This window comes from Okeania sp. SIO2C9, from assembly GCF_010672455.1.
Taxonomy (GTDB): Bacteria; Cyanobacteriota; Cyanobacteriia; order Cyanobacteriales; family Microcoleaceae; genus Okeania.
This window is the reverse complement of record NZ_JAAHGO010000018.1, coordinates 52,779-66,565: the sequence shown is the minus strand read 5'-3', so window position 1 is coordinate 66,565 and position 13,787 is coordinate 52,779. Positions and strand designations below refer to the sequence as shown.

Sequence of the window (13,787 nt, the reverse complement as noted above, 5' to 3'; positions counted from 1 at the left end):
GGCACAGCAATAACTATTGGACAATAGTAAATAGAACATCAATAATCGCCAAACACAGCGATATAGCTGCCGCACTTGCTCCGCCAACGCTTTGTGTGTAGACCAATAACTATTGGACAATAGATCAATAGAACATCAATAATCGCCAAACACAGCGATATAGCTGCCGCACTTGCTCCGCCAACGCTTTGTGTGCAGACCAATAACTATTGGACAATAGTAAATAGAACATCAATGTTTGATATAAAAAGGCTGAAACTTTTACCTGTAAGAGCTTTGAGGTTTTATCAGTAGAACGATAACTATTGGACAATAGTAAATAGAACATCAATGTTTAACATAAAAAGGCCGAAATTTTACCTGTCAAGGCTTTGAGGTTTAATAGGCACAGCAATAACTATTGGACAATAGTAAATAGAACATCAATAATCGCCAAACACAGCGATATAGCTGCCGCACTTGCTCCGCCAACGCTTTGTGTGCAGACCAATAACTATTGGACAATAGATCAATAGAACATCAATGTTTGATATAAAAAGGCTGAAACTTTTACCTGTAAGAGCTTTGAGGTTTAATCAGTAGAACGATAACTATTGGACAATAGTAAATAGAACATCAATGTTTGACATAAAAAGGCTGAAATTTTTACCTGTAAAGGCTTTGAGGTTTAATAGGCACAGCAATAACTATTGGACAATAGTAAATAGAACATCAATAATCGCCAAACACAGCGATATAGCTGCCGCACTTGCTCCGCCAACGCTTTGTGTGCAGACCAATAACTATTGGACAATAGATCAATAGAACATCAATAATCGCCAAACACAGCGATATAGCTGCCGCACTTGCTCCGCCAACGCTTTGTGTGCAGACCAATAACTATTGGACAATAGATCAATAGAACATCAATGTTTGATATAAAAAGGCTGAAACTTTTACCTGTAAAGACTTTGAGGTTTTATCGGTAGAACTATAACTATAGCAATGTGCGCTGGCATATTTACACATTATTTTTTGTACACCTGTTCTAGACTGCACTTTGAGCTGGACATTGTAAATACCTGAGCGCACATTAGGGCAAACGCATCTTATTTTGAAGTTCTGACAGGGCAAGGATGTCAAGCTTATAAGTATTTATACTAATTACCTCTCTAAAGTTTAACAGTAGAAACTTCCAGAATTTAGATGCGTTTTCCCTGGAGCGCACATTGCTATATTGGACAATAGATCAATAGAACATCAATAATCGTGAAACAGAGTGATATAGCTGCGGAATGAATATTCTATCGCTACTTTCATGCAACAAAGCCATTATTAATTATTAATTATTAATTGTTGAAACCTATGTTGCTTAAAACCCCAAACTTTCCAGCATTTTCCAATGCTGAGAAACAGGTGCAAGAGTATTTGCTGCTATCATCCCGCTAACTGCTACTGCAGGCAAACCTATACCAGGAAAAGTAGAGTCACCACAACACAATAATCCTGGTAAAGGTGTATTTGGTCCTGGAAACAAACTCTCCCCGGAGCGAATTGCAGGTCCGTAAGTTCCTCGGTGACGGCGGAGAAAACGTTCGTGAGTTAGTGGAGTACCAACCAATGTTACTTCACAACGAGAACGCACATCAGGTATGACTCGCTCCAATGCTTGCCACATCACTTCAGCTCGTTGTTGTTTTTGTTGTGCATATTCCTGACTCTTTCTATCCATACCATGCCAAAATTTATAAGGTTCATTTCCTGGAGTATAAACATGAATAACGTGCTTACCAGGTGGTGCAAGAGTAGCATCTATCAAAGATGGAATGGATACCAACACAACATTCTGAGGTGCATCTATCTCATCCCAATGATTGACAATAATGTGGTGACACGCCAAGTCTGGTTTGATGTCTGTAGCATCAATACCTAAATGTAAGTGCATGAAACTATTACATTCTGGTGTCTGTTGTCGTTCTTCCCGAAAAGATTTTGGCACGGCACCTTCTGGCAATAATTTCAAAGTATCCCAAATAGAAGCATTAGATATTACTGCTTTCTTTGCTCTAATTTCTGTTCCATTTCTTAAACCGACACCAACAGCACGACCATCTTTTACTAACACCTCTTCTACATGAGCATTCAATATCAATTGACCACCGTGACGTTTTAACCCACGCACCAAAGCATCAACTATTGCTCCACTGCCACCAATAGGATAGTCGAGTACAACTCCTGGTCGATACCATTCGGCAAACATAAATGCAACTTCGGCAGCACTGGTACCATTTGCAGGTAAACCTGAAAGTAGGAAACAGAGTAAGTTAAGCCAGTTATCAATAAAAGGGTCTGTGACAACATTTTCCATAATTCCGGAAAACGGTCCTGTTAACTTACCAACGTTGAAAATATGTTTTGCCATAGCAGGTAGAAACTGCCCCATGGTCATTATCGCTCCTAAGTCAAAACGGAGAGAAGCTGGTGGAATAGCGATCGCTGCTTCTGCAAATGGAGCCATAACTTTTTGGAGTTGACGCCATTCTGCTACAGCACTTTCTCCCCTCAATTTTCGGAGAACATCACAAAATTGGTCTGCACCTACGGAGGTATTAAAGTCACCTTCTGGCAAACAACAACCCCAAGTGTTGTAGGTTACACAGGGGACTTTTTCGCCGATCGCATCCAAAACTTGTGCTAGTGGGTTGGTAGAGGGACGATAGGATAGACCAGAATGTAAAGATGGTCCAGAATCAAATTTATAGCCTTGATATTCAAAACTATGAGCAGCACCTCCAGCAATAGAGTGACTTTCACAAACTATGACATTAAAACCATAGCGCGCTAGTAAAGCTGCACAACTTAGACCACCTATTCCACTACCGATTACAATTACATCAGTCTGAGACATTTTTTTTTGGTTAATTTTTAATTTATTTGATTTCTGACTTCTGAGTTCTGACTTGCGCGTAGCGCTATAGCTGTGAGTGAGTGGGAATTAAGCCTGTGTAAGAAGTTAAGCGTCAGGGTACAGGAGCAGGTATTGACTACAATCACACAGCTTACTACATTATAAGTAATATCTCAAGTTTCCTCTAACTTATAACTAATACCAAATTCACGCAAAGGCAGTTATATCTTAATTTGTGATTTATTCCTAAAAGAAAAAATTATAAATTCCATAAATTCTAAAATTTACACCTTTTTTCCTCTTTAATATTTATGTTTTTCTTTCTCTGTTCCCAGTTAAGTGTTCCCAGTTAAGTGTGTCCTCACGCTTTGCAATATTTTATGAAATTGGTATAAAATGAAAACTACTCTTAATGTTAAAAATATTGCTGCTGCTTTACCTAATTATTAATTATTAATAATTAAATAATTCACGCCTTGAAGCCTCCCCTTGATCGGGGAAAAAAAGCGGTCGAGGGATGGCGACGTCTCCTCGCCATATCCAATCGACCAAGAGAAGAAATAATATCTCCTTATATTCAATTCCGTAGCGGTTTTAACCATAGGTAATTATCAATTATCCATTATCCATTAATGAACAATTTTTGTTGAAACCGAACAAAAGGAAAAGTTTTTATTTGTCTTAGGTGCTTTAATGACTAGATTAATTAGTTTGAGAAAAGGTGCGGAAATTATGGGAATTGATGCTGAGGAATTATTGCAAATCTTGGATTTATTAGGCATTGAATTTTCCTATCTTTCCTCTGAGGATATAGAACAGGAACAAAGGTGGTAAACAATTAATAATTAATAATTAATAATTAATAATTAATAAGTAATAAGTAACTGGAGAGTACAAGTTCTCCCAAAAAACTATTTTTATTGAAGGCTGAAAGTATTACTGGCAAAAGCTTACAACACTTACAGCTCCGAATAAAGATTTTTTAACCCTTAGAACGCTGAAAGCTTTATCTAGCAATAGTTATTCCCAGAACTTTGCACTGTTTAGTAAGTAATAATTAATATTTTAATAAGTAAAAGTTTTGAAAATCGCGATTGATTCGTCTCCTATTATCTTTTTAGTCAGGTTGCAGGCTTTAGAATTATTTATTAATGACAATTATGAATTTTATACAACGCCTTCTGTGGTGACTGAAATCCATGCTAAAAGTGATGATATTAGTCAGGCATTGACTCCCATATTAGTAGCATAAAAATTAATTATAAAAAGCACTAATTTAACTTCTTTATTTAATCGGTTAAATATGAGTTTTGGTCGGGGTGAATCAGAAACTATTGCTCTGGCTAAGGAATTACAAACTGATTTTGTAATTTTAGACGATTTAGCTGCTAGAAAAATGGCTACTAATTTAGGATTAAATGTAAAGGGAACTTTAGCTATTTTGAAAAAGTTATAGCAATCCTATTTTATTCGTGTCAAAAATCTTACTACTTTTTAGGGAATAGGGAACACTTAACTGGGAACAGGTAAGAGTTTCAGTTTTTTTATCTACTTTTTGATTTGTCGCAACCTATTTAGGATTGCTATAGCTGTGGAAGGAAGAATAGAAATGTAAGGATTCAGGTGAGAGCGATCGCTCTGTGGAGTTGTCAAAACAAAAGATTTGAACTACTCAACATAATAGAAGGGGATAATACTCTCATTCAGAGTATCAGTTTCAGCCCTGATGGTAAAACTATTGCCTCTGCTGGTTATGACAATATTGTTAAACTAAAGTTTGAATACTCATCAGGCAAATATTTTGAGTGTGAGTTTTAGTCCTGATGGCAATTTTTTAAATATTCAGTAAAACTACGGAAAAGTAGTTTAAATTAGGAAAAAATTAGTTATATTTACTGATGATTGTATGAATATACTATAAAGTTGTACTGAATTATTGCCTATTTTATGAGGAATCAATCAGTGAAGTTTTTAATAAACAGTTGCTATTTCAATAATGTTTGTGCTACTATATTTTCACATCTAAAAGAAGTAAGTAATTATGATCAAGAATAATCAACGACACAAAAAAAATCCCCTAAAGTTTTTACTGTCTACGACAGTAAAAACTTTAGCTACTGCTGTAGCAACAAACACTATCCTAGCTACTGCTGCAGTAAGTGCAGTTTCTCTTTTTAGCCTCAGTACAGCTAATGCTGCTCAATTGCTGAGTCCTAGCGATCAGATTATCGGAGGGCAATTGAGTGATGGTCAATTCAATGTGGGAACAGATGGACTTTTGCTTGGATCAAATAACTGGCCGGAAAATGAGCTGCCTGAAGAGCTGATCAATGGCGCGATCGGTGGTGAGAATGAAAAGTATCTAAACTTTGGTGAATTTAATACTGGCATTATTGTCACGCCGACTGGCGCGACTGGGGGGTTGGGCAGTATTGTCAGCAGCATTGAGTTTTGGGTTGCCAACGATGCCGAAGCACGTGACCCTGCATCCTACGAATTTTATGGGACGAACAATAGTATTGGTGGGGTTTCCTCCTATTCTATAGGTGACTTTAGCCTGATATCTTCAGGATCGCTGTCATTGCCATCTCAGCGGGATACGGTTACTGATACTACTGGATTCAGTCAGATCGTAAATTTTGCAAATAACGTTGCCTACACGTCTTATATGCTGGTTTTCCCGACGGTAAAAAACAGTTCACTTGCAAACTCAATGCAACTATCGGAGGTGCAGTTCTACGGCACCGTAGTCTCCGAAACCCCAGCAGCAACCCCAGAACCAAGCTTAGTAATTAGTTTGATTGCACTAAGCGGTCTTATGCTAGGGGGAACTAGAAAGTCTAGAAGCTAAAAAGAACTCGATATGAGTAGAAAGGGGCATTTTCCGTTCTCAATTAACACCTGAAGCAGCTTCAATTTTAGGTTCGTTAGCTTTTGGTGCTGCTGGTGCTAGTTCCATGTTAAAATGCAAATATAATTACTAAAGTTATAAATAATTAGATAAGAACGATCGCTTGTTTGTTTTAGGAGCGATCGTTTTTCATTTGGTTCCGATGACAAGATTATTATGTAGTGCATCAAGAAAGTGTGGGAATGGTAAGATGAATGTTGTCCTTAAATAGCTGGACTTTTGAAAAAAAGTAAAATATATTTACCTCTATTCTATTATTAGAATCGGTTATACCTGAGTCTACCCCCAGATCTTCACAGGGGTAGATTTTTTGTACAAAAAAACTGCGAAAGCTAGGCATGGCAAGCGTTTTAGCGATTCTGATTCTAAATCTTGAAACCCTTATCCCATAAGGGTTTCACAAAAAAACCTGCCCCTGTGAAACTCCCCTACTCCCACACTCTCACTTCTCCTTCTCCACGAGGATCTGCTGCGGCTTCCAACATCCCACTTTCATCCACCACAACTACATTTGCATTTCCCCAACCATCACGGATTTCAACATTATGTCCTCGCTGTTTCAACTCATCCACAGTTGCTTCGCTAAACCCTCCCGTTTCCAAAAGTAATCTATCTGGCAACCATTGATGATGAAAACGAGGTGCTGATACTGCTTCGGCAGCATTCATTTGATATTCCAGTACATTTAACACTACCTGCAACACTGTAGTAATAATTGTACTTCCTCCTGGAGAACCAGTTGCCATAATTAACCGACCATCCTGTGTCACAATAGTAGGAGTCATACTTGACAAGGGGGTTTTTCCTGGAGCGATCGCATTTGCCTCACCTCCCACTAGACCATATAAGTTTGGTACTCCTGGAGCAGCAGCAAAGTCATCCATCTCATTATTTAATAATATTCCTGTACCACTCGCTACTACTCCAGCACCAAAGCTACCATTTATTGTATATGTCATACTCACAACTTGGCGCTCTTCATCCACTACAGTCAAATGAGTAGTATCTGGAGATTCCCAAATATAACGTTTTAGAGTTTCTGGTGATGCAGGTTTTACTTCAGTGGAAGGTCTGACTTGTTGGAGGTTAATAGCTTGACGTTGCTGTTGAGCATAACTACGACTGGTTAATTCTCTGACAGGTACTTGTACAAAATCTGGATCTCCTAAATATTTGGAGCGATCGGCATAAGCAACCCGCATTGCTTCAGTTAGTAAATGAATAGTATCAGGATTTTTATTACCCCACTGTTGCAAGTTAGTTTCGCCGACAATATTCAATATTTGTAGTAGATGAACTCCCCCAGATGATGGTGGCGGCATGGCACAAATTTCTGCTTGTCGAAAATTGCCACAGATAGGTTGACGCCAAATTGGTGTGTAATTTTTTAAGTCTTCTAATGTAATTAAACCTCCATTAGCAGCCATATCATTAGCGATCGCTTGAGCAATTTTGCCTGTATAAAAGCTTTGTGGATTTTTGGCAATGGTTTCTAAGGTTTGAGCTTTATCCTTTTGAATTAGTAAATCTCCTGACTGATATGCTTTTCCATCTTTTGTAAATATTTCTCTTGCTGCGGAATTTTTGTTGATTACTTCTAAACGTCTTTCTAATCTATTAACGAAGCGATCGCTTACTTCAAACCCATTTTGAGCATAATTAATAGCTGGTTGTAATAATTCTGACCAAGTTAATTTTCCATAGTTTTTATGAACAGTATATAATCCTGCAACAGTTCCAGGTACTCCTACTGCTAAATGTCCATCTAAACTTGCTCTTTTTTCGATTTCTCCTTGTGAGTTAAGGTACATATTTTGGGTTGCTGCTTTGGGCGCTCTTTCCCGAAAATCTAATGCTTGAATTTTATACTGTTTCTGAATTTCAGGATTTTCTGGGGGAGTTCCTAATAGCAAGAAACCACCTCCACCAATACCTGCGGAAAATGGCTCTACTACTGAAATAGCGAAGGCAGTAGCAATGGCTGCATCTACTGCATTTCCCCCTTTTTGTAGAATTAATTCCCCTGCTTCACTTGCTAAGGGATGAGCTGATACTACTATACTTTGTTTACTGCGTTTTAATTCTGCTATGGGTGTTGCAGATTTTGGAGAGTTTTGAGTACATCCAAATAGTGAAATGGAAATAGTGAGAAAAGTAGATAAGAATATTTGGCTTTTCGTTTTAAGTAATGAAATTTGAGGCATTTAGCAAGTATATAAAATTTATTTTTATTTATAGCAGAAGAAAGAAGACCTTTAGTTATCTAGGCAATTAGTTTTCTACCAGAGAAGGAAGAGGCTTGCATTATCTAAGTTTTGAGCTTTTTATATGTCAAAACCTTTCCTGATATGGAATTAAACATAGTAGCGATCGCTGCTTTGCAGTTCAAATTGCCCATCAACTTTTACAACAGGGAATTAATCCTGGTGAAGTTCTCTCCCGTTAAATAAGAGCGATTATAACGGTAGCTTCTCAAACAAAGAAGTTTCTTGCTTCACAGGCTGACTAACATCTAAGCCTCCACAAGCAGACAAGATGATACCCACCTCGTTTAATGCTTTATTTAAAATGTTGATTGCAGCATTTTCATCTCTATCTAAAACTGTTCCACATTTATGACAAGAGTGAGTTCTAACTGATAAAGTTAATGGTACTTTATGACCACAATTACTACAATTTTGTGATGTATTGTGAGGATTAACTTTTATTACATGAACACCGCGTTTTACCGCCACTGCATTCAATTTTTCAATAAAATTACCCCAAGCTACATCATAAATTGATTTTGATAGTTTCGTGTTTCTAGCTAAACCTCTAATGTTTAGGTCTTCCACAGCAATTAAGTCATATTCTTTAACTAATTTATGAGCAATCTTATAGTGGAAATCTTCTCTTTGTCTGGCTATATGTTGATGTAGTCTAGCTATTCTATTTTGTGCTACCCTCCAATTATTTGACCCAATTTTTTTTCTAGATACTTTTTTTTGCTTTCTTGCTAAATTAGATTGAGATTTTCTATAAAATTTAGGAACAGAAACAGTTTCACCAGTATTAGTAGTTAAAAATTCTTTTAACCCTACATCAATACCTACTGCAGTTTTAATATTATTTGTAGGAATTAGACTGGGAACTGACTTGTCTTCCAAACTGAAACTAACATAATAGCCATCAGCTTTTTTGGTTATAGTTGCAGTTTTAATTGTAAAGCTATCTGGAATTGGTCTATGAACTATGACTGGAATAGCACCAAATCTCGTAGTAACTATTTGTTTTCCATCAAATTTTATTACTGCTTTGGGATGATTAACTCTACTGAAACAAAATGACCTTAACTTCCCTGACTTTTTAAATCTTGGTCGTCCTCCACGTTTACCCTTTTTGTCAGGTATGAGCCAACGTTTCCAAGCTTTATCTAGTCTTTGTAAATTAATTTGCTGGACTTCTGAATATATTTCTTTGTAGTCAGGAAATAACTTTTTTGTCTGTTTAAGTGCTGATTGCTGAAAATAGTAATCTGGTAACTCTTGAATCTCGCCAATAGGGCATGAAATTAATGAGCAACGGTCAATTTGACATCTGGTTCTATTCAACCAGTCTAGTCTTTGACCTAGTGCGTAATTCCAATGCCTTCGTAACAGTTCTAGCCAATAATCTATTTTGACTGACTGTTCACAAGTGGGCTTAATTTTGTAGCAATGAGTAATTATCATAATTTTATACTACTCTTTAGTGCTATATTTGAACAGCAATCGACACCTGTTTAATTTACAGCTCGGCAATTCCCCTCCAGTTAAATAGCTAGATTATCACGGGAGACTCCTTGCCGAATCAAGTTGGACACTCAGAAATGGCAAATTATCAACCATTTTATCTCAATAATAATTAGGATGGTTCACCTCATAATTAATAATTAATAGTTAATAATTAATAATTGGACCATTCAGGCTTTAAGCTTCCCCTTTTAAGGGGATAAAATCAAAAATTTTCCTTTTAGTCAATCCCCTTCTTTTAATAATAAGTAATTATTAATTATTAATTGTTAATTGTTAATTGCTAAATATCCTCATCAAATAATTCTGTCAATTCTGTATCGAAAGTTTGCAAAACATCATTTAATTTAGTCTCTGGACATGATGCAATTAATACATCAAAAACATCTAGTAACTTAGCTGCCGTCTCCCCTAAAGTTGGACTCATTCCCCAAACATCTTGCACCCAATCTTGAGGACGTTCCTTGTCAAAAATTAATCGTTCTAATAATTGCTTTGCTTCTTCTTTTGATACAGGCATAATTATAATATGAATCTTTGAACAATTAAAAATTACCACAATATTTATGAATATACCTAATTGGATTACCTTTTCTCGTCTTCTGGGAATACCTTTGATTCTTTACATTCTGAAAACTCCTACTAATCAGAATCTTTGGATATGTCTAGTAATATTTTTAATTGCTTCAGTTACAGATTTTTTAGATGGTTATTTAGCACGAAAACTTAATCAAGTCAGCGACCTAGGTAAATTTTTAGATCCTTTAGCAGATAAGTTATTAGTATTAGCACCTTTATTAGGATTAATTGAATTAGGAAAAGTACCAGCATGGGGAGTATTTTTAATTCTAGGTAGGGAGTTAACTATAGCTGGTTGGCGTGTTAATCAAACACACATTTCAGGAGCTAATATTTGGGGAAAATTAAAAACAGTAAGTCAAATTATTGCTATTTCTTTGTTAATTGCCCCCTTACCTGAATTTTGGGCAACTCCGGCTATAATTATGTTTTGGATAGCTGTAGCTTTAACAGTAGTTTCAGGAATAATTTACTTATGGCCTAATCAAGAAGTTAGTAATAGTTGAAGAAGGTTTTAGGTTGTAGGTTTTATATATAATCCGGTTATATAATATATATTGATAATTCTGTAATTACTTTAATATTCAATTTCCCCTACTTCTTTAAGAAGTCAGAAGGCGCGAAATTATATAGAATCTGGTTATATATTATATGTTGATAATTTCTTAAATTACTTCAATCTCCCCCACTCTACCACTCCCCTACTCCCCTACTCCCAAATATATGAATAGTTGAAGTATGTTTTAGGTAGTAGGTGCTAGAGTATAGCAATGTTAATTTTTGACTTTTGACTTTTGACTTTTGACTTAAAAAAAGAATCCGGTTATATAATATATATTGATAATTCTGTAATTACTTTAATATTCAATTTCCCCTACTTCTTTAAGAAGTCAGAAGGCGCGAAATTATATAGAATCTGGTTATATATTATATGTTGATAATTTCTTAAATTACTTCAATCTCCCCCACTCTCCCACTCCCCTACTCCCCTACTCTCCTACTCCCAAATATATGAATAGTTGAAGTATGTTTTAGGTAGTAGGTGCTAGAGTATAGCAATGTTAATTTTTGACTTTTGACTTTTGACTTAAAAAGAGTGTAGCCATGTTAATTTTTGACTTTTGACTTTTAACTTAAAAAGTTAATTTTTGACTTTTAACTTAAAAAAAAATCCGATTATATAATATATATTTATAATTATATAATTACTTCAATCTCTCCTAATTAATTTTTGACTTTTGACTTTTAATTTAAAAATACTGTAGTCATGTTAATTTTTGACTTTTGACTTTTAACTTAAAAAGTTAATTTTTGACTTTTGTACGGGCGAATGCCATTCGCCCCTACGACTTTTGACTTAAAAAAATTTAATTTTTGACTTTTGACTTAAATAAATGAGTATATTCACACTTCAATCAGTAAAAAAAGACTTTGGCATCAAGGAAGTTTTAAGAGATGCTAACTTCAGTTTAGACACCAATGACAAAGTTGGTTTAATTGGTACAAATGGTTCTGGAAAATCAACCCTATTAAAAATGATTGCTGGTTTAGAACCTATAGACGGTGGTCAAATTTTGATTAATCAAAATGCCAGAATTATTTATTTGCCACAACAACCAGATTTAGATGAAAATAATACTGTATTAGAACAAGTTTTTTCTGATAGTGGAGAACAAATGTTACTGGTACGAGAATATGAAGAATTATCAGAAAAATTAGCTCATCACCCTGAAGATAATCAACTAATGGCGCGTTTTTCTGAAGTAACTCACGCCATGGATAATACCAATGCTTGGGAATTAGAAACTAAGGCAAAAATTATCCTCAGTAAATTAGGAATTCAAGATTTTGATGCCAAAGTTGGTAACTTATCTGGGGGTTATCGTAAACGTATTGCTTTAGCAGCAGCTTTACTTTCTGACCCTGATGTTTTGTTAATGGATGAGCCAACAAACCATCTGGATGCTATGTCTGTAGAATGGTTACAAAGTTACTTAAATAGTTTTTCAGGAGGAATTTTATTAATTACTCACGACCGTTATTTTCTTGACAGAGTTACTAATAAAATTATTGAAATAGACCGGGGCGATCTTTTTACTTATACGGGAAATTATTCCTACTATTTAGAAAAGAAAGCTTTAGCTGAAGAATCAGTTGTTAGTTCTCAACGCAAACATCAAGGAATATTACGTCGGGAATTAGAATGGTTGAAGCGAGGACCAAAAGCTCGTAGCACTAAACAAAAAGCTAGGATTCAACGTATAGAAGAAATGCAAGGAACGGAGTTTAAACAAGCTTTAGGAAAGGTGGATATTTCTACCCCTGGTCGTCGAATTGGTAAAAAAGTTATTGAGTTAGAAAATGTTTGTAAGTCCTACGATAGTAGAACTCTAATCAAAGATTTTACTTATGAATTTATCCCAGAAGATAGAGTCGGAATTATTGGCGGTAATGGAGTGGGAAAATCTACCCTAATGGATATTATTACAGGTAGAGTTAAACCTGATTCTGGCAAAGTAGAAATTGGTGGAACAATACATATAGGATATTTTGACCAACATTCAGAAAATTTATTGGATGCCATGAATGAAAGTCAACGGGTAATTGATTATATTAAAGATGTGGCAGAGTATGTGGAAACTGCTGATGGTACTCAAATTAGTGCGTCTCAAATGTTGGAAAAATTTCTGTTTCCTGGAAATCAACAATATGCTCCTGTATATAAACTTTCTGGAGGGGAAAAAAGACGATTATTTCTGTTGAGAGTATTGATGAGTGCGCCGAATGTTTTGATTTTGGATGAACCTACTAATGATTTAGATGTACAAACTTTGGCAGTTTTAGAAGAGTATCTGGAAGAGTTTAATGGTTGTGTAATTGTTGTTTCTCACGACCGCTATTTTCTTGACAGGACTGTAGAGAGAATTTTTGCTTTTGAAGGAGTAGGAAATTTACGACAGTATCCAGGAAATTATTCTCTTTATATAGATTATAAAGAAGTAGAAGCAGCAACAAAAAAAGCTGAGGCAGTTGCAGAAAAGTCTAAGGAAACTTCAGCTAAACCAAAAAAATCAGAAAGGGTTTCTTGGGATAAGAATAAACAAAGAAAATTATCGTCAAAAGAAAAGCGAGAATATGAGAACTTGGAGAAAAAAATTGCTCAGTTAGAAGCGGAGAAATCAAAGACTGAAAATGAACTTTATAATGCACCTCCTGGAGAAGTAAGTGAAGTTCAAAAACTCCATGAAAAAGTAGAAAGTTTAGAAAAAGAAATAGATACTGCTACAGAAAGGTGGTTAGAGTTAGCAGAAATAAATTCTTAGATGGAGGGTAAATAATTAATACCATCTATCAAAAATTTTTCTACATTTTCTTGAGTGGGGGAGTAGGGGAGTCGGGGAGAAGTAAACATAAGAATAATTAACATTAATACCAATTTTATAAATGTTTGCTACAAATAGCTAGGCTATTTCTTAGGAGTCAGGAGTCAGGAGTCAGGAATCGTATGGGAATTGTTTCAATACCAGTTTTTAGGTCGTAAATTCTCTTTTTTGTCAAAGGGACATTTCCTGCAAAATCTTTTTATCGCACTTATTATTCGTAACATTCTTTTTTCAAATTGGTATAACTTGCTAATTAT

Annotated in this window: 11 protein-coding genes; 7 read left to right on the top strand and 4 right to left on the bottom strand. The window is 35.5% G+C overall.

The features are described from left to right. Positions 1–1,351: 1,351 nt before the first annotated feature. On the bottom strand, positions 1,352–2,887 hold the full coding sequence (locus tag F6K23_RS16525; RefSeq protein ID WP_293157530.1) for an NAD(P)/FAD-dependent oxidoreductase: 1,536 nt from the start codon (positions 2,885–2,887) through the stop codon (positions 1,352–1,354). Between the two features lie 693 nt (positions 2,888–3,580). Here F6K23_RS16525 and F6K23_RS16520 point away from each other — a divergent pair. The 5 genes from F6K23_RS16520 (at position 3,581) to F6K23_RS16505 (ending at position 5,738) form a co-directional block, all read left to right on the top strand. Further along, positions 3,581–3,721: a hypothetical protein gene (locus tag F6K23_RS16520; RefSeq protein ID WP_293157527.1), complete on the top strand. Its 141-nt coding sequence runs from the start codon at positions 3,581–3,583 to the stop codon at positions 3,719–3,721. A gap of 247 nt (positions 3,722–3,968) precedes the next feature. After that, complete coding sequence (locus F6K23_RS16515; protein ID WP_293157524.1) at positions 3,969–4,139, top strand: hypothetical protein; 171 nt, start codon at positions 3,969–3,971, stop codon at positions 4,137–4,139. A gap of 51 nt (positions 4,140–4,190) precedes the next feature. Next, positions 4,191–4,343: a hypothetical protein gene (locus F6K23_RS16510; protein WP_293157521.1), complete on the top strand. Its 153-nt coding sequence runs from the start codon at positions 4,191–4,193 to the stop codon at positions 4,341–4,343. A gap of 167 nt (positions 4,344–4,510) precedes the next feature. Next, the gene (locus F6K23_RS41860; RefSeq protein WP_367267724.1) at positions 4,511–4,705 is read left to right on the top strand and encodes a hypothetical protein; all 195 of its coding nucleotides are present in this window, start codon (positions 4,511–4,513) and stop codon (positions 4,703–4,705) included. A gap of 223 nt (positions 4,706–4,928) precedes the next feature. Then, positions 4,929–5,738 (top strand): hypothetical protein, encoded by an 810-nt coding sequence (locus F6K23_RS16505; RefSeq protein ID WP_293157518.1) that lies wholly within the window; start codon positions 4,929–4,931, stop codon positions 5,736–5,738. A gap of 488 nt (positions 5,739–6,226) precedes the next feature. Here the strand turns inward: F6K23_RS16505 and ggt are convergent, their stop codons facing one another. From ggt to F6K23_RS16490, 3 genes are all read right to left on the bottom strand, one after another. Then, entirely contained in the window at positions 6,227–8,002 is a 1,776-nt protein-coding gene (gene ggt, locus F6K23_RS16500) for a gamma-glutamyltransferase (protein ID WP_293157515.1), read from the bottom strand. Between the two features lie 252 nt (positions 8,003–8,254). Next, positions 8,255–9,508, bottom strand: a complete 1,254-nt coding sequence (locus F6K23_RS16495) for a transposase (RefSeq protein WP_293157512.1) — start codon at positions 9,506–9,508, stop codon at positions 8,255–8,257. Positions 9,509–9,851: 343 nt separating this feature from the next. Continuing rightward, positions 9,852–10,088 carry a hypothetical protein gene (locus tag F6K23_RS16490; RefSeq protein WP_293157509.1) on the bottom strand — a complete coding sequence of 79 codons (237 nt, stop codon included), beginning with the start codon at positions 10,086–10,088 and terminating at the stop codon, positions 9,852–9,854. Between the two features lie 46 nt (positions 10,089–10,134). Here F6K23_RS16490 and pgsA point away from each other — a divergent pair, with 46 nt between their 5' ends. Both pgsA and F6K23_RS16480 read left to right on the top strand, forming a co-directional pair. Continuing rightward, entirely contained in the window at positions 10,135–10,653 is a 519-nt protein-coding gene (pgsA, locus tag F6K23_RS16485; protein WP_293157506.1) for a CDP-diacylglycerol--glycerol-3-phosphate 3-phosphatidyltransferase, read from the top strand. A gap of 888 nt (positions 10,654–11,541) precedes the next feature. Beyond that, positions 11,542–13,470 carry an ABC-F family ATP-binding cassette domain-containing protein gene (locus F6K23_RS16480; RefSeq protein ID WP_293157503.1) on the top strand — a complete coding sequence of 643 codons (1,929 nt, stop codon included), beginning with the start codon at positions 11,542–11,544 and terminating at the stop codon, positions 13,468–13,470. The last annotated feature ends 317 nt before the right edge of the window (positions 13,471–13,787 follow it).

Excerpts from the sequence above, each read along its gene's own strand:
- F6K23_RS16525 (WP_293157530.1), bottom strand. The coding sequence starts at position 2,887 with ATGTCTCAGACTGATGTAATTGTAATCGGTAGTGGAATAGGTGGTCTA.
- F6K23_RS16520 (WP_293157527.1), top strand. The coding sequence starts at position 3,581 with ATGACTAGATTAATTAGTTTGAGAAAAGGTGCGGAAATTATGGGAATT.
- F6K23_RS16510 (WP_293157521.1), top strand. The coding sequence starts at position 4,191 with ATGAGTTTTGGTCGGGGTGAATCAGAAACTATTGCTCTGGCTAAGGAA.
- F6K23_RS16505 (WP_293157518.1), top strand. The coding sequence starts at position 4,929 with ATGATCAAGAATAATCAACGACACAAAAAAAATCCCCTAAAGTTTTTA.
- ggt (WP_293157515.1), bottom strand. The coding sequence starts at position 8,002 with ATGCCTCAAATTTCATTACTTAAAACGAAAAGCCAAATATTCTTATCT.
- F6K23_RS16495 (WP_293157512.1), bottom strand. The coding sequence starts at position 9,508 with ATGATAATTACTCATTGCTACAAAATTAAGCCCACTTGTGAACAGTCA.
- F6K23_RS16490 (WP_293157509.1), bottom strand. The coding sequence starts at position 10,088 with ATGCCTGTATCAAAAGAAGAAGCAAAGCAATTATTAGAACGATTAATT.
- pgsA (WP_293157506.1), top strand. The coding sequence starts at position 10,135 with ATGAATATACCTAATTGGATTACCTTTTCTCGTCTTCTGGGAATACCT.
- F6K23_RS16480 (WP_293157503.1), top strand. The coding sequence starts at position 11,542 with ATGAGTATATTCACACTTCAATCAGTAAAAAAAGACTTTGGCATCAAG.